The organism is Streptomyces sp. NPDC031426, assembly GCF_055581585.1.
Genome location: NZ_JBVIJE010000046.1, coordinates 1 through 15655, shown reverse-complemented (window position 1 = coordinate 15655; position 15655 = coordinate 1). Strand labels below are relative to the sequence as shown.

Here is a 15655-nt window from a genome sequence, read left to right as displayed (position 1 = left end):
GCATAGCCCGTACGACGACTCGGACGCCGACGGCAGCCACCTGGCAGGACGGCACGGATCGGCAGCGCAGCGGCGCAGGGCGGTGAGGTCCGGGGCGGGCCGGGCCTGTCAAGGCGTGCGGGAGGTCTATCGCGGATGCCGGACACGCGACTGGCGGTGGCTGCGGCCCGCCCACTGCCGGGCACCACCGCGGATGTCAAGGCCTGGCGGGAATCCGACCTGGCCGCGCACGCCAAGGAGTGACAGTGCTGGGCGACGAGGCCTACATCAACGTGCTGTGATGAGGCTCATCATAAACATGAGGCACCCCTCGAGTACGCTGGCGGAGCCGAACGTGAGGACCCCCTCCGATTGGCCGGACAGCTCGGTGGCGAACCGCTTTGAATGGTTCGCATCACCGTTCACGGAAAGCGGCCCGCCGCCTGAAGCGCGGAATCGTGGCCCGTCACAAGGAGATGACCATGAAGAAGTTCGTAAGGCGCGTCTCGGTTGCTGTTGCTTCCATGGCGATCGCGAGCGGAGCCGTCCTCGGCTCCGGAGGCTCGGCATCGGCGGCGACTTCCGGACCCATCGAGCACAACCGGTCCTCGATCGGCAGTTCCGAGACCCACCGCGGCCGTGACGGCCACCACGCGGACTGGTACGGCCACGGTCGCGACCACAACGGGGAATGGAACGACGGCTGGGACGGACACCGTGGCTGGTACACGTACGACGGTCACCGGGACGACCACCGCGGTTGGCGCCACGAGAGCCACGACCGCTGGGACGGATACCGCCTCCAAGTCTGGGACGACGGCCGCTGGATCGATGTGACTCCGTTCCGCAACGGCAGTGTCGACTTCTGGTACGTGGACCAGCTCCTGCAGGCCCAGCGCTGATTCAGCTGCCCGGAGGACGGCCTGATCGGCCCGTACCGGCCCGCCAGGAGCGCATGGGCCCGCCCGGAGCCCGCAGGCCCGCCCTGCCGTCGGCGGTCATCGTCCAGTTGATGCACAGCGGCCGAGACGCAGTTCGAGGTCTACGTCTCGGCGCCCTCAGGTGACCGCTCAGCAAAAAAACCATCAGGCCCGCTGCGGTGAGATCGTCTCCCGCCCAAGCAGGCTCCGCACAGGAACCGCCTTCGCCGTCTCTCCTCTTCGATGGTTCGCACCGCCTCACCGTGGCCGTTGTTGGCCCACGACCCGGGACCGGGCGCGAGCGATCGGAGCGAACGGCGCAGCAGGCACCTCGGAGTGAATGACTGTGAAATCGTTGAGAACCGTGGCGTACGAACTGCCGTGCGGCTTGTCGTATCACGTGACCGGTCAATGCCGTTGTCCATGGGCATGCAATACGAGGCCGACGATCCCTATGCCGTCCGCGCCGCCTTCTACCCCGTCGGTCACGGCTGGACGGTCGAGTGGTTCTTCAGCCGTGACATGCTGGCTCAGGCCCTGAAGGGGCACGCCGGTCACGGAGACGTCCGGATGTGGTCGGGTGACGGACTCGGACGCGACGTGCTGTACATCGCCCTCACCCCGCCTGCGGGCTCGGCCCTAATCGAGGTCCCCGCACAGGGCGTTGAGGCCTTCCTGCGCGAAACGCGCTCCGTGGTGCCGCCGGGGGCCGAGTCCGGCCAACTCGACCTGGATGCCGAACTGGCGTACCTGCTCGCGGGAAACTGAACGCCTCCCGCACCACGATGCCGTCGCTGCCGCTGCTGGATGAGCCCTACCCGCCGGCGATGGGCCAGTACAGCCGGCCGCACACTCACCAGTGGGCCGCGAAGATCGCCTCTCTCGACGGCTTCGTGATCGTCACACCTGAGTACAACCACTCGGTGCCCGGCGCGCTGAAGAACGCCATCGACTTCCTGGCGGCCGAATGGGCCAACAAGTCCGTCGGCTTCGTCAGCTACGGCTCCACCGGCGGCACCCGAGCGGTGGAACACCTGCGCCTGATCGCCGGCGAGCTGCAGATGGCCGACGTGCGCTCCCAGGTGGCGCTCTCCCTCTTCACCGACTTCGAGAACTTCACCGTCTTCAAGCCCGCCGACGCTCAGGCCGATGCCCTCACCACCACACTCGATCAGATCATCTCCTGGACCAACGCACTCGCACCACTGCGCACCAACTGACCAGGGCGCCCCAACCTGATCCGGGGGCCGAACTCGCGGCACCCGCTCCCGGGCGGCGGAGACCTCCGTGAGGGCACCTCCACCATTACATGAAATGACCGCAGTGCTACTTAGAGGCACATAATTCGGAGAACGCCGTCCCCTGACAAACGGAAGGCCGCCGGTCGGCCAGCTGCGCGCGTAAGTCGTGGCGGCGGGGCGGGACGACCACCCGTCGGGCGCAGGCCGAATAGACGTTCGAGGTGCACACGAAGCCGCAGGGACGCCGATCCTGCGGCGGCATGGACATCCTTCACTGCCCACTCGACGGGATCTGGGGGCTTGGCGTCCTCAGGCCGGCGGAGAGCGGCGGCACCGCCTCCACGGCCGCCCGGTCCCGGGCTGCCCGGACTGTGGCAGCTACCGCTTGGCGCCGGGCCGACGGCCCGGTTCGCATGTGCAGCGATCCGTGACGCGCGGTGCGCTCTCGAACCGGCGTGCGGAAGTGATGCTCAGCCGCCTGGCGAGCAAGGAACCGTTCAAGCCTCTCGGCTTCGACCTTGCCGACACGACCGGGTGTTGGAGGAGAAGGCGGATCTGTTCGCCGCGCTGCGCAGCCGGTCACCCGGGCAGGCGGGACGCGGGCGATCACGCCGCAGGCGCGTGACGAGCATGGCATCCCGACCACCACCCGGGAGTGTTCGACCTCAAGCGCGCCTCGGACCCGATGCCGCACACGCTCCTCAGGGAGAACAGCCGGCTCTTTGACACCGGGGTCGTCCCGGTGCACGGGAGGCCCTCGGCCTGGGACCCAGCACGTTCAGAGTGCGTTCGCGAGCGCGGGCTCTTGAACCACCGACCACACCGTTCAGAAAGGCGGATCATCATGGAATTCGGGATCTTCGGAGTCGGCGACGTCACCCGCGACCCGGCTACCGGCCGCACTCCCAGCGAGGGGGAGCGCATCGACTCGGTCGTGCGCACCGCCAAGCGGGCGGACGAGGTCGGTCTCCCGGCTGGTGCGATGGTGGTGCGCGCCCCCGGCGTGCCAGGGCCAGATGAAGCCCCGCCGTCGACCCAGGTCGGCGCCTGCACTGGTGTTCTGAGGAGGCCTCGTACCTCATCTCGGCGGAGGCCGCTCTGTGTGGACTGGTCACTGACGGTGCGGTGAGGACCCTGCAGCCGGGCGCCCTCTCACATGCGTCGGGACGGCGTTCGATGCACGCTGGGGGTGGAGAGGACTTCTTGCGTGGGCACCCTGCACGACCCGACTGCCCCAGTATGCCCGAAATTGGATGAAGATCGAGAGTCGGCATCCTGGCGATGAGTCTCCCTTTACGCGAGTCGCGCGTGGACCTGGGGGCGGCCCAGGGCGCGGTCCGGTTCAGGGCCTGCCATCGCAGGGTTCTCGCCGGATGCCTGCTGTGATCGGCAGGCGGCAGCGGGAAGGAGACGTGATGGAGATCAAAGGATCGACTGCCCTGGTCACGGGTGCCAATCGTGGCATCGGCTACGCGTTCGCCCGCGCACTGATGACGCGGGGAGCAGCGAAGGTCTACGCCGGTGTCCGCGATCCGGCGAGCGTGAGCGACGAAGAGCTGACTCTCTGCGTTTGGACGTCACCGTGCCGGAGGAGGTTGCTGCGGCGGCCGCGGCCGCCGGTGACGTCACCATCGTGATCAACAACGCGGGCGTCGGAGGTCTCGACACCAAGCTACTGACGGGCTCCTTCGACGGCGCGCGCGAGGCGATGGAGATCAACTATTTCGGCACCTGGGCCGTCTCCCGTGCCTTCGCCCCGGTCCTGGCCCGCAACGGCGGCGGCGCTCTGATCAACATGCTGTCGACGGCCTCCTGGGCCTCCCGGCCGGACTACCCCGGGTATGCGGCCTCCAAGGCAGCCCAGTGGTCCTTGACGGGCGCGCTGCGGGAGGGCCTGCGCGAGCAGGGAACGCTCGTAATCGGTGTCCACGCCAGTTTCGTGGAGACGGATCTCAGCTCCTTCACGGACGCACCGAAGATCAGCGTCGAGGATGTTGCCGAGCAGACCATGGACGCTCTGGCGAACGACCGGGTCGAAGTCCTTACCGACGAGCAGACCAAGCAGGTCAAGCACGCTCTGTCGCAACCAGTCGAACGGTGAGACGACGCCGACTCGGCACGGCGGAGCCGCCGGCAGTGGATGGCCGCCTGGTTCCTGCCGCAGCTCGACGAGGTGCCGGATCACTGCTTGAGGACACCTCGGCAACACCGCAGCACAGGAGGATTCATGACTCTTGAGTCGCCTGCGTACGACTCCAGGGACCAGGCCTTGCTCGGGCAGACCCTCGTTGTCATCGGCGGGAGCGCGGGCATCGGGCTGGCGACCGCACGACTCGCCCGTGACCAGGGCGCCACAGTGGTCCTCACCGGACGGGACCCGGAACGGCTGCGCACCGCGGCGAAGGAGGCCGACGCCCGCAGCACCGCCGCCTTCGACGCCCACGACCCGGTGCAGCTGGAGCGGTTCTTCCAGCAGGTGCCAGGACCGATCGACCACGTGATGGTCACCGCGGGAGGCCCGTCGTACGGCCGCCTTCTGGACATGGACGCCGAGCAGGCACGCCGGGCGATCAGCGACCACATGGTGCTCGCACTCGAGGTCGCGCGCCACTGCGCCGGCACCGTACGGCCGGGCGGCACGCTGCTGCTCCTGGGTGGCACGGGAGCCCGCCGGGTCCGGGCCGCTCTCGGTGTCGCCCCCGCGGTCACCGCCGCGATGCCCTCGTTCACGGCCGGCCTCGCACTCGAGCTCGCGCCTGTCCGGGTGAACCTGATCGCCGCCGGCTTCGTGGACACGCCGTTGTCCGCCCGGCTGCTCGGCGACGCGCTCGACGCCCGTCGTGAGGAACTGCGCACCACGCTGCCGATCGGCCGCGTGGTCGTACCCGAGGACGTGGCGGCACTCGCCGTGCACATCATGACCAACACCGCACTCACGGGGGCGACCTACGACATCGACGGAGGCCAGCAACTCGTCGGCTGAGCCACACAACGATGGCGGTCATTTGCCGGGCATCGCGGTGGCCCGCGACTGTGTGCTCCCGTCTTGATCGCGGTACGGGGCGAGGAACGTCGTCAGCGCCGCGAGTACGTCCTGGGGGCCTTCCTCGGCCACCCAGTGGCCTGGTGCCGGGAATGACCACGCTACGCACGTCATGGGCGACGAGTTTCATAGTGCCGGCGACACCCTCGCCGAGGCCTCCGGCGCCGCCGATCGCGAGGACAGGCAGGGTCAGCGGACGGGCTTTGCGTTGCTGGTCCTGAGCGCTGGTGGTGTCGAGTGCCCGGTACCACCCGAAGCTGCCGCGCAGGGATTCGTGCTGGGAGGCGAGGATGCGGACGTAGTAGTCGACGGCGTAGTCGGGGAGTTTGCGTACGGCCTTGGTCGCGAACTGCCAGCCGAAGTAGATGACTCCGGCGGACAGGCCCTGCGCTCAGCGGTCTCGCGGCCAGTCCCCACGTATCCGCGGCTGCGAGGGCCGTCGGAAGAAGGGGCCCAAAAACCCCGCCCTATCGGCGGGAGCGGGCGCCACAGCAGCGAGGTGCGGGCGGTCAAGGTTCATGAGCATGCGGGTGTCTGCCCGGGGCGCGCCCCCGCTGCCGGTGACTGCTCCCTGGCCACGGGGCAGGCCGCCACGCAAGTCGCCCTGGTAAATGGGGAGTTCAATGGAAACAGCGAGGGCTCTCCAGCCGCCAGCGGGGAGGGCCGGTTCGGCCTGGCTGCGACTTCGGTCAGGTCCTGGCCACCGTGTCGGTGATGCTGACCACCTCGGTGACGGGCACCTCGTGACCGTCGTCGTCGACGTACCCCACATGGACGGGTGAGCCGGAGCGCGTCCGCCGCAACGCGGAGGGGCCCGAGGGACGCGGGCGATGGAGGTCGCCCCACTGCTGGAGTGCGGACATCACCACCCGCAGATCGCGCCCCGCCCCCGTCAAGTGATAGCTCTGCCGCGGCCTACTGCCCGGCTCCTGATAGGTCTGCGTGCACAGCACGCCGCTTTCGACAAGAAGCTTGAGCCGGGCGCTGAGCAGGTTCGATGCGATGCCCAGGGCTGACTGGATCTCGACGAACTTGTGGTGGCCGGCGAAGATCTCGCGGAGCACCAGGAAGGACCAGCGCTCGCCGAGTACCTGCAGACTGCGCTCGATGGAGCACGCCGGTTCGTCGTCCGTGGGGCCTGACCACTGCCGTTCGATTGACACTACCCACCTCCCACATGGTGCCGACTCCCGCATGCGTCGGCTGCGGCACGGTGCAGGACGAGTCTACCTCCTGAGTTTCATCTTGCAATTCAGGCCTCCGATCACCGCTTCGACCGGCACGCCTGCAGAAGCGACCACACGCCCCGGACCTGCCCCTACTGCAGCGCCCTGACCGGGGGCGACCTGCCGACACTCGGCACCGTGCACCGTCCACTCCGCAGGCCCCTGCACCTCCTTCAACGGCTGCAGCACTGTGCAGTGCCCAGACCAGTGCAGTTCTTGATTAATCCACTGAAATCCGATTTAGTCTGACTTGCATATATAAATCTAGACGTTAGCCTGGGACCCAGGAGCGGCGTGCTGGACGCGAGCCGCTCGGGAACGCCTGACTGTGGGATGCCCTTCTGGGCCGGATGGTGTGGCAGCGGCCGTCGAGCCGATCGCAGCCGGACTCCCCCGTTTGTGCCGGTCCTCCCGGCCGTCGGACGACCACTTACCGAGAGCCCGCCTGAACGGGGCGTGCCTGTTGCAAAGGAAGCACGATGGAGATCAAAGGATCAGTCGCCCTGGTGACGGGCGCCAATCGCGGCATCGGCCGTGCGTTCGCCCGCTCACTGATCAGCCACGGCGCAGCAAAGGTCTACGCCGGCGTCCGCGACCCGGCCGGCGTGACAGATGCCGACCTCGTCCCGCTGCGCCTGGATGTCACCGACCATGAGGACGTCGGTGCCGCCGCCGCCGTCGCGAACGACGTTTCCATCGTGATCAACAACGCGGGAGTCGGCGGCGCGAGCACCCGGCTGCTGGAAGGCACCTTCGACGGTGCACGCCAGGCGATGGAGGTCAACTACTTCGGCACCTGGGCGGTGGCCCGGGCCTTCGCCCCGGTCCTGGCCCGAAACGGCGGTGGAGCACTGGTCAACATGCTCTCGCTGGCGTCCTGGGTCGGCCAGCCGCAGTTCCCCGGATACGCGGCCTCCAAGGCCGCACAGTGGTCATTGACGGGTTCCCTGCGCCAGGCCCTGCACCCGCAGGGAACCCTGGTGGTCGGGGTGCATGCCGGTTTCGTGGACACGGAACTCAGCGCCTGGACCAACGCACCGAAAATCAGCCCCGCCACCGTGGCCGAGCTGACCATGGACGCCCTGACCGGCGACCGGTTCGAAGTCCTCGCCGACGAGGAGACCCGGCGCATCAAGGCCACCCTGTCGCAGCCGGTCAGCGCGCCATCCGGCACCTGATGCCACGCGGCGCCCGGCAGTGCGCCGGCCTGGGCCGGAAACGGCCGGCGCGCAAGGTCCTTGCGCAGGGCGTTGCGGACGTTCGCCGGCCGTGGAATCCCCGCCCCCGGCGCACGTCCGCTCCCCGGGTCTGCCGCCCTGGGGGGCACTTTCTGCCGGGGCCGCGGGGCGGCACGCGTGACTCCTGGCGCTTGTGGGGCAGCACCGCTGGTGGCCGGTGACCGGCGCGCGAGCACAACGGCCGGCCACCCGGCACACCTCACCACGGGGGACTCAGACTCGGGGGACACAGAAAGGAATGATCGATGGGCAGTTCCATGGAAGCGGCATTCTCCGTGGCCCAGACGGCCGTTGAGGCGGCCGGCGCCGGCGCCGCCATAGCCCTGCTGGATGCGGATGAGCGGGTGGTCGGGTGGACGCAGGCCGCCGAGCGGCTTGTCGGCTACGCGCCCGCGGACGTGGTGGGCCGCTCCGCTGCCCTCCTGCTGGCGGACGGCGAGGACCGGGCGAAAATCTCGGCCTTCTTCGAGCAAGGCACCGCCCCCGGCCGCTGGTCCGGCTCCGCGAAGGTCCGTCACCGCGACGGCCACAGAATCGACGTGCGCCTGTGTGTGCAGTCGCTGTCCGGACAGGACGGCCGGGCCCAGTGGGTCGTCTCGGCGAGCGACAAGGCCACGCCTCCCTCATGGGCGGCGCACGGAGCGGCGCATCCCTCGCTCCCTGGGGCGCTGCATCTGCCCAGCCGCCTGCCGGTCGGTGTCGCGATACGCGACACCGAGCTGCGCTGCACCTGGGTGAACGACACCCAGGGCCTCAAGGACGGCATCCCCCTCACCCGGCGGCTTGGGCGCACGCTGACAGAGGCGGCCCCCGGCTGCGAGGCCGAAACGCTCGAGGCGCTGATGCGCCAGGTGCTACAGAGCGGCGTCCCGACGCTCAACGTGGAATACCGGGCGTTCCTGCCGCCGCAGGCACGCAAGGAACGCACGCTGACGGCCTCCCTCTTCCGCCTCGACGACGCACAGGGCCGTGCCCTGGGCGTGTGCGCCGTGAGCGTGGATGTCACCGACAGCCGACGGGCCCGCGAGCGTCTGGCGATCCTGGGCGAAGCCAGCAAGCGGATCGGAACCACCCTGGACGTCATGCAGACCGGCCAGGAACTGGCCGACCTCGCGGTGCCGCTCCTCGCGGACTACGCCACCGTCGACCTGGCGGAGTCGGTTCCCCTCGGCGAGGGGCCTCCGGCCCGCCTCGGCCAGGGCGGACGCCCCCGCGCGTTCCGCCGGGCGGGCCTGGCCTCGATCCACCAGGTGGCCCCGGGCTCCCCAATCTCTCGAGGGGAGCCGGTCCCCGTCCCACCGGCGTCGCCCTTCGCCAGCGTCCTGCGCTCTGGACAGTCCCACTTCGAGCCGGTGCTGGACATCTCGCCCGGCACCTGGGCGGAGCACCACGATGCGCGGTCGGCGATTCACGACGGCTCGGCGCACTCACTGATAGTCGTCCCGATCCACGCGCGCGGTGCCCTGCTGGGCGTGGCGATGTTCGTGCGGACGGATGACCGTGCACCGTTCGAGGAGGACGACCTGCTCCTGGCCGAGGAACTGGTCAGCTGGGCCGCGCTGTCCCTGGACAACGCCCGCCAGTACGCGCGCGAACGCTCAGCCGCTCTCGCCCTGCAGCGCCACCTGCTCCCCCACCACGCAACGGGCGGGTCCGCCGCCGACGTGGCCTGGCGCTACCTGCCCGCAGACAGTCACCACGGCGTCGGGGGCGACTGGTTCGATGTGATTGCGCTGCCTGGCGCCCGGGTGGCCCTGGTCGTCGGAGACGTAGTCGGGCACGGCATCAACGCGGCCGCGACAATGGGCCAGCTCCGCACCGCCGTACGCACCCTGGCCAGCATGGACATGCCTCCCGATGAACTGCTGGCCCGTCTCGACGAGCAGGTCATCCGCCTCGCCGAAGCCGATGCCGACCCCGGGGACCCGGCCGGCGCAACGATGGCCGCCACCTGCCTGTATGTCGTGTACGACCCGGTGACCCGGTGTTGCACGATCGCGCGGGCCGGCCACCCGCCGCCCGCGATCATCGATCCGCGCAAAGGCGTCACCTTTCCCGATCTGCCCACCGGGGCGCCGCTCGGCCTCGGGCTGGTCCCCTTCGAGTCCGTGACACTTCAGCTGCCCGAGCACAGCGTGCTCGCCCTCTACACCGACGGCCTGATCGAGGACCGCAACGACGACATCGACACCGGCATGCACCGCCTGAGCATCGCCCTGGCGCAGCCTGGCCTCCCGCTGGACGAACTCAGCGCGTCGGTGGTGGACACCCTCTCGGCCAGCGCACCGGACGACGACGTCACCCTGCTCCTCGCCCAGACCCGCGCGCTCGGCCCGGACCAGGTCGCCTCCTGGCAGCTTCCGGCCGACCCGGCCGTCGTCAGCCGCGCCCGGGCCCTGGCCACCGGGCAACTGGCCCAGTGGGGACTGGATTACCTCTCCCCGTCCACGGAACTGATCGTCAGCGAACTGGTCACCAACGCCATCCAGCACAGCGACGGCATGATCGGCCTACGCCTCATCCACCACGAGTCGCTGACCTGCGAGGTCTACGACACCAGCACCAGCTACCCGCGCCTGCGCCACCCCCACACGATGGACGAGAACGGCCGCGGCCTCCTCCTCGTCTCGCAGCTGTCCCGCAGATGGGGAACCCGCCACACGCCGGAGGGGAAACTCATCTGGGCCGAACAGCCACTGACATCCAGTTCGTGACGCCGCACCCTCACACCCTTTGTGTCAGTCGGGGTGAGACCCATCGCCCCCGTAGGCGGTGACGAGGCCGTGCGGATGCCGCCTGGTGCCGCCCGGGCGGACGCAACTGTTCCACCGATCCCACGCCAGAGGATCCCCGTGAAAATTCCCGAAATACTGAACTGCGCCAAAATACGCCGAACCCCGGACTGCCCGCGTCCGTCGGACGAAGTGTGCAACTGGCGCCACTCATCTGACGGTTGGCCTGCCTCGACGTGTTCGGCGGTCGAGCCGTCCGCCTGGGCCTGCGTCCGAGCCGCCGGCAGGCTCCGGGGCCCGCCGCGAGCCGACGGCCGCAAAGACGGCTGCGGACGAACAGGAAGCCTCGGCCGATCGCCGCGGCGCCAGGCCCCTCACACCCCGGGCACGGCCGCTGACGCCGCTTTCCGGGCGGCAGGCCAGGCACTGCGCCCACCGCCGGCAAGCCGGCCGCGCCGCGATGGCGTCTTGACCGGGCGCGGACGAGAACCTGGCGGTGGGCCCGCGCACAGCATCGGCCGGAGATCATCCCGTCGGGCTGCGCCGGATGCGGCCCGGGTACGTTGCCGGACGGCGACCAATCCGTGCCGGTACACGTCAGGCGGCATCGGACGAGGCCCCCGACGCGTGCCGCCCGAGCCGGCCGGCAACCGTTTCCAGCAGTTCGTCGGAGAGGTGGGGATCGGCCACGGCCCGGGCCATGAGCATGGCGCCGACCAGGGCGCTGAGGGTGAGCATCGCCTCGGCGCGGGCCTGCTCGGAGTCGTCACCGAGGCCGGCGATCAGGTCGAGGTAGGCGCGGACCTGTTTCTCGTAGGCCTCTTTGAAGTGCTGGTCGCCGCGTCCGGCAGCGGCGCCGAGGGTAACCAGGGCGCAGCCGGTGGCCGGCGCGTCGCGGTGCTGTGGGGCGAGGTAGGCGCCGATGAGGCCGGCACGCGGATCCTGTTCGTTCTTCCGCGCGGCTCGCTCCATTTTCGCCGAGCCCTCGGCCAGGGCCACGGCCGAGGCCTGGGCGATCAGGTCGTCCCGGGAGGCGAAGTGCTTGTAGAAGCCGCCGTGCGTCAGTCCGGCCTCCTTCATGAGGTCGGCGACACCGGGGCGGTTCACGCCCTCGGCGCGGACCTTGCGGGCCGCCACCCGCAGCACCCGCTCACGGGATGCCGCCTTGTCCGCCTGCGAGTGCCCCATGTCGGGCCTCCCTTCGAGGAGCGGCGCATGTCGCCGGACGACTAGATGATTCACATCATACACATGACACAAAATGCCGATGCGATCTGCATCTATTTGACTTTCAAGATGATGGAGGTAATCCTCAAATCTGGATGTTACCTGTCATCCAGATCGGAGGAGACACCATGACCGAGACCTACGACCCCCGCCGCACCGCGGTCCTGCTCGTCGATCCCTACAACGACTTCCTCTCCGAGGGCGGCAAGATCTGGCCGCGCCTGGAGCCCATGGCGGCCGAGAGCGGCCTGCTCGACCACCTGCGCTCGGTGGTCGCCTCCGCCCGCCAGAGCGGCGTGCGCGTGGTGTTCGTCCCGCACCGCCGCTGGGAGCCGGGCGACTACGAGAGCTGGGACCACCCCAATCCCACCCAGCAAAAGATCCAGGAGCGGCACAGCTTCGCCCGCGGCACCTGGGGTGGGGAGTTCCACCCCGACCTCCAGCCGCAGCCCGGCGATGTCGTCACCCAGGAGCACTGGGCGCAGAGCGGGTTCGCCAACACCGACCTGGACCTCCAGCTCAAGCAGCACGGCATCACCCACGTCGTGATGATCGGCCTGCTGGCGAACACCTGCATCGAGTCCACCGGCCGGTTCGCCATGGAACTCGGCTACCACGTGACGCTGGTGCGTGACGCCACCGCGGCCTTTCTCCCCGAGGAGATGCACGCCGCGCACGAACTGAACGGCCCCACCTACGCCCACGCCATCGTCACCACGGACGAACTCACCGCCGCATTCAAGGGAGCCCAGGCATGACACTGACCGGAGAACTACTGATCGCGGGGGCCGGCGTGCCCGCCACCGCGGGAACGATGAAGGCGCTCAACCCCGCCACCGGAGAACTCCTCGAGCCCGCATTCGCCTTCGGCGGCCCCGCCGAGGCCGACCGCGCTCTGCGCCTAGCCGACGAGGCCTTCGACAGCTACAGCCACACCTCCCTGGCCCAGCGTGCCGCATTCCTCGACCTCATCGCGGACAAGCTCGAGGCGGTCAAGGACGAACTCGCACAACGCACCTCGCTGGAGACCGGCCTGCCCGCAGCCCAGTTCGAGGGTGAGACCCTCAGGGCCGCCGCGCACTTCCGCAAGTTCGCCGCCGTCGTCCGTCAGGGCCGGTTTCTCCAGGCCGCCATCGACCCCGCACAGCCGGACCGGCAGCCCGCACCGCGCATGGACCACCGGATGCAGAAGGTGGCCCTGGGCCCCGTGGTGATCTTCGGCGCCAGCAACTTCCCGATCTCCTACTCCGTCGCAGGCGGCGACACCGCCTCCGCTCTGGCCGCCGGCTGCCCCGTCGTCCTCAAGGCGCACAACGCCCATCCCGGTGCCTGCGAGATCCAGGGCCGCGCCATCCAGCAGGCCGTCGCCCAAGCGGGACTGCATGAAGGCGTCTTCTCGCTGGTCCGGGGCGCAGGCAACGAGATCGGCGAGGCACTGGTGGAGCACCCCCTGGCGCGGGCGGTCACCTTCACCGGCTCCGAGGGCGGCGGCATGGCCCTCTACCGCCGGGCCCAGCAGCGTCCCGACCCCATCCCCGTGTTCACCGAGATGACCAGCGTCAACCCGACCTTCGTCCTGCCCGCCGCCCTGGCAGCCCGGGGCGCACAGATCGGTGCCGGCCTTGCCCAGTACGCTCAGTACAACGTCGGGCAGGCCTGCCTGAAGCCCGCCATCCTCCTCGCCATCGACGGGCCCGGCTTCACCCAGCTGCGTCACGCGGCGACGGCCGAGGTGGAAAAGACAGCCGCGCGGACCATGCTCACGCCCGGCATCCACGACTCCTACACCCGCAACGTGCGGCGGATGGAGGAAGACGGCGCTACCCGGATCGGCGCCGGAGCGGCCCCAGTCCGCGCAGGGGACGGCCAGTCTCTGCTGCACGAGGTCACCGGTGAGCAAGTGCTGGCCGAACCGGCCCTGCGTGAGGAGGTCTTCGGCCCGTCCATCCTGCTGGTCCGGCTGACCGACATGCAGCAACTGCACGAGGTGGCCCGCGCCTTCAGGGGACAGCTGTCGGCCACCATGCACGCCGACGCACCCGACCGCGCCGCCGCCGCACAGCTCCTGCCGATCCTGGAGCGCCGCACCGGCCGCATCGTGATCAACGCCTTTTCCATACCGCAAGAGGTCTCCCACGCCTCCGTCCACACAGGCCCCTTCCCGGCCACCTCCGACAGCCGCTTCACCTCCGTCGGCATGAGCGCGATCGAGCGGTTCCTGCGGCCCGTCACCTACCAGGGCTTCCCCGACGAACTGCTGCCCGAGCCGCTGCGCGAGGCCAACCCACTGCACCTGTGGCGACTCGTCGACGGCGAACCCACACGCACCTGACCTCCACAGCCTTCCCGCCCCACAGGGCCCCTCCGCTCTCCCTCCCCCAACACAGCACCATGAACGCACTGTCCACCGGGCGAGCGGTCTCCGTGCCGCACGTCGTGCGCAGGCCATCACCGAACACCAGCAGACGCCCCGGCGAGGCCGGCTGTGGCTCGTCCCGCCGCCGCGGGACACCGCACGCACCGGGGCCGGACACCGAACCCACCGATGAAAGGAGCCCATTCATGACAACCAACGACCAAGCGGCGGCGCGCAGCGAACGCCGTGCCCGCGAAGACCTGCGCAAGAAGCTGACGGGCGTCTGGGAACTCGTGTCGTACACCGCGACAAGCGCCGACGGCCAGATCATCCACCCCCTCGGCCCCAGGCCACACGGGCTGATCGTCTACACCTCCCACGGCTACATGTCCGCCCAGCTGGGCCGCGGCGACCGCCCGAACACGGGATCCGATCGTCTCGAGGAAGCCCCGGCGGACGAACTGGCGCAGGCAGCGCTGACCTATGTCGCCTACGGCGGTCCCTTCCAAGTCGTCGACTCGTCGACCGTCAAGCATCACGTCACGACCAGTCTCTTCCCGAACTGGGTCGGACAACCGCAGGTCAGGACGGTCAGCTTCGAAGACGACCTCCTGAAGCTGAGCCTGCCCACCCCCACTCGCCTCTGGGGCACAGACCGCACCGCCGAACTCACCTGGCGCAGAGCGGACTGACGCCACCTCCCTCCCCCTTTCACGGCTGCGCTGGGAGGCGCATTTATGGTGAACGGGCGCGCGGTTGGGGCTGCCCATCGTTCACGCGGGCCTACCCACGGACGTGCCCGCCGGGTACAGCTGCGGGCCGCCGGGATCTGCTGCACGATCGGGGGGATCCAGACTCAACACCGCGACTGGCCACGTCTGCATCCCCAGCAGCAGCATCTCCTTACCACCATCGGCATCCGCCCCGGATAGAACCGACAACACCGCCGTTGTCAGAGCCAGGCGGAACAATCCAGCCATGGGCGAATCCCTCGCGACACAGCTCCTCAGCGCGACCTCGAGACGGCCTGCCCCGCCTGCGGCTACCTGGTGTGGGTCCGCTACTCGGAGGTCGTGGCCCAGACCGCCGTGACCTGCCCCTGCTGCGACACCCAGATTTGGCTGGTCGACGACACCGGCAGCGCGCAGAACGCGGGCGATGTCCTCCAGCAGCAGATCGCACAAGCTCTGCAAGGCCTCTTCCGGTGAAGTACCAGCAGCGCCTCCAAGTCGCCGTACGCGAACGCCTCCGTTGACATCCTCGCCCACCTAAAGGAGGGCGATTCCCGTCTGCCGCGCCGTTGTCGGGTGCGGCTCCGGGTGGGTTCCTGCTTCATCGCGCTGTGCCGGTAGGGATACCGGTCTTACCTGCGCTCCACGGGCTGACACGGCCAGTCCAGCCGCGTTCGCGACGTTGACCGCCGCGTTGATGTCCCGGTCCAGGACGGTCCCACAGGTCCCGCAGGTCCACTCTCGGACGTGGACGGGTTTGGGGCCGTCCTTGACGCCGCAGGCCGAGCAGACTTGAGAGGTGGGCTCGAAGCGTCCGATGCGCACGAAGGTGCGCCCGTACCGGCTGGCTTTGTATGCGAGCATGGTCACGAACTGCGACCATCCGGCATCGTGCACGGACTTGGCCAGGCGTGTGCGGGCGAGTCCCTTGACCGCCAGGTCTTCCACCGCGATGGCTTGGT

General features: G+C 69.3%; 13 protein-coding genes and 2 pseudogenes. 12 read left to right on the top strand and 3 right to left on the bottom strand.

What is annotated here, in order from left to right; all coding sequences use genetic code 11:
- Positions 1-461: 461 nt before the first annotated feature.
- The 6 genes and pseudogenes from ACZ5NH_RS42690 to ACZ5NH_RS42665 all read left to right on the top strand — a co-directional run bounded on the left by ACZ5NH_RS42690 (position 462) and on the right by ACZ5NH_RS42665 (position 5123).
- Positions 462-881 carry a hypothetical protein gene (locus ACZ5NH_RS42690; RefSeq protein WP_468783509.1) on the top strand — a complete coding sequence of 140 codons (420 nt, stop codon included), beginning with the start codon at positions 462-464 and terminating at the stop codon, positions 879-881.
- Positions 882-1322: 441 nt separating this feature from the next.
- The gene (locus ACZ5NH_RS42685) at positions 1323-1667 is read left to right on the top strand and encodes an SsgA family sporulation/cell division regulator (protein ID WP_468783507.1); all 345 of its coding nucleotides are present in this window, start codon (positions 1323-1325) and stop codon (positions 1665-1667) included.
- A 26-nt stretch (positions 1668-1693) separates the two neighbouring features.
- Positions 1694-2119: pseudogene (locus tag ACZ5NH_RS42680) on the top strand (NADPH-dependent FMN reductase); the annotation flags it as partial.
- A gap of 865 nt (positions 2120-2984) precedes the next feature.
- Positions 2985-3110: pseudogene (locus ACZ5NH_RS42675) on the top strand (5,10-methylene tetrahydromethanopterin reductase); the annotation flags it as partial.
- Between the two features lie 384 nt (positions 3111-3494).
- Positions 3495-4241 (top strand): SDR family NAD(P)-dependent oxidoreductase, encoded by a 747-nt coding sequence (locus tag ACZ5NH_RS42670; RefSeq protein WP_468783542.1) that lies wholly within the window; start codon positions 3495-3497, stop codon positions 4239-4241.
- Positions 4242-4367: 126 nt separating this feature from the next.
- Positions 4368-5123 (top strand): SDR family oxidoreductase, encoded by a 756-nt coding sequence (locus ACZ5NH_RS42665; protein WP_468783505.1) that lies wholly within the window; start codon positions 4368-4370, stop codon positions 5121-5123.
- 749 nt (positions 5124-5872) lie between these two features.
- Here ACZ5NH_RS42665 and ACZ5NH_RS42660 read toward each other — a convergent pair.
- Positions 5873-6346 carry a winged helix-turn-helix transcriptional regulator gene (locus tag ACZ5NH_RS42660; RefSeq protein WP_468783503.1) on the bottom strand — a complete coding sequence of 158 codons (474 nt, stop codon included), beginning with the start codon at positions 6344-6346 and terminating at the stop codon, positions 5873-5875.
- Positions 6347-6888: 542 nt separating this feature from the next.
- Between ACZ5NH_RS42660 and ACZ5NH_RS42655 the strand changes: the two genes are divergently transcribed.
- The gene (locus tag ACZ5NH_RS42655; RefSeq protein WP_468783501.1) at positions 6889-7587 is read left to right on the top strand and encodes an SDR family oxidoreductase; all 699 of its coding nucleotides are present in this window, start codon (positions 6889-6891) and stop codon (positions 7585-7587) included.
- A 305-nt stretch (positions 7588-7892) separates the two neighbouring features.
- Positions 7893-10361, top strand: a complete 2469-nt coding sequence (locus tag ACZ5NH_RS42650; RefSeq protein WP_468783499.1) for a SpoIIE family protein phosphatase — start codon at positions 7893-7895, stop codon at positions 10359-10361.
- A 615-nt stretch (positions 10362-10976) separates the two neighbouring features.
- On the opposite strand, the gene ACZ5NH_RS42645 is transcribed toward ACZ5NH_RS42650, so the two are convergent.
- Complete coding sequence (locus tag ACZ5NH_RS42645) at positions 10977-11567, bottom strand: TetR/AcrR family transcriptional regulator (RefSeq protein WP_468783497.1); 591 nt, start codon at positions 11565-11567, stop codon at positions 10977-10979.
- Between the two features lie 167 nt (positions 11568-11734).
- Between ACZ5NH_RS42645 and ACZ5NH_RS42640 the strand changes: the two genes are divergently transcribed.
- The 4 genes from ACZ5NH_RS42640 (at position 11735) to ACZ5NH_RS42625 (ending at position 15170) form a co-directional block, all read left to right on the top strand.
- On the top strand, positions 11735-12364 hold the full coding sequence (locus tag ACZ5NH_RS42640) for a cysteine hydrolase family protein (RefSeq protein ID WP_468783495.1): 630 nt from the start codon (positions 11735-11737) through the stop codon (positions 12362-12364).
- The gene (locus tag ACZ5NH_RS42635) at positions 12361-13938 is read left to right on the top strand and encodes an aldehyde dehydrogenase (NADP(+)) (RefSeq protein ID WP_468783493.1); all 1578 of its coding nucleotides are present in this window, start codon (positions 12361-12363) and stop codon (positions 13936-13938) included. Before ACZ5NH_RS42640 ends, ACZ5NH_RS42635 begins: the two co-directional genes overlap by 4 nt.
- A gap of 230 nt (positions 13939-14168) precedes the next feature.
- The gene (locus ACZ5NH_RS42630) at positions 14169-14654 is read left to right on the top strand and encodes a lipocalin-like domain-containing protein (protein ID WP_468783491.1); all 486 of its coding nucleotides are present in this window, start codon (positions 14169-14171) and stop codon (positions 14652-14654) included.
- 381 nt (positions 14655-15035) lie between these two features.
- Entirely contained in the window at positions 15036-15170 is a 135-nt protein-coding gene (locus ACZ5NH_RS42625) for a hypothetical protein (RefSeq protein ID WP_468783489.1), read from the top strand.
- A gap of 60 nt (positions 15171-15230) precedes the next feature.
- On the opposite strand, the gene ACZ5NH_RS42620 is transcribed toward ACZ5NH_RS42625, so the two are convergent.
- The coding region (locus ACZ5NH_RS42620; protein ID WP_468783487.1) for an RNA-guided endonuclease TnpB family protein at positions 15231-15655 on the bottom strand (425 nt) is incomplete at its 5' end.

Bases quoted from the DNA above. Each gene is read 5' to 3' on its own strand.
- ACZ5NH_RS42655 (WP_468783501.1), top strand. From the start codon at position 6,889: ATGGAGATCAAAGGATCAGTCGCCCTGGTGACGGGCGCCAATCGCGGC.
- ACZ5NH_RS42665 (WP_468783505.1), top strand. From the start codon at position 4,368: ATGACTCTTGAGTCGCCTGCGTACGACTCCAGGGACCAGGCCTTGCTC.
- ACZ5NH_RS42630 (WP_468783491.1), top strand. From the start codon at position 14,169: ATGACAACCAACGACCAAGCGGCGGCGCGCAGCGAACGCCGTGCCCGC.
- ACZ5NH_RS42650 (WP_468783499.1), top strand. From the start codon at position 7,893: ATGGGCAGTTCCATGGAAGCGGCATTCTCCGTGGCCCAGACGGCCGTT.
- ACZ5NH_RS42690 (WP_468783509.1), top strand. From the start codon at position 462: ATGAAGAAGTTCGTAAGGCGCGTCTCGGTTGCTGTTGCTTCCATGGCG.
- ACZ5NH_RS42645 (WP_468783497.1), bottom strand. From the start codon at position 11,567: ATGGGGCACTCGCAGGCGGACAAGGCGGCATCCCGTGAGCGGGTGCTG.
- ACZ5NH_RS42635 (WP_468783493.1), top strand. From the start codon at position 12,361: ATGACACTGACCGGAGAACTACTGATCGCGGGGGCCGGCGTGCCCGCC.
- ACZ5NH_RS42640 (WP_468783495.1), top strand. From the start codon at position 11,735: ATGACCGAGACCTACGACCCCCGCCGCACCGCGGTCCTGCTCGTCGAT.
- ACZ5NH_RS42685 (WP_468783507.1), top strand. From the start codon at position 1,323: ATGGGCATGCAATACGAGGCCGACGATCCCTATGCCGTCCGCGCCGCC.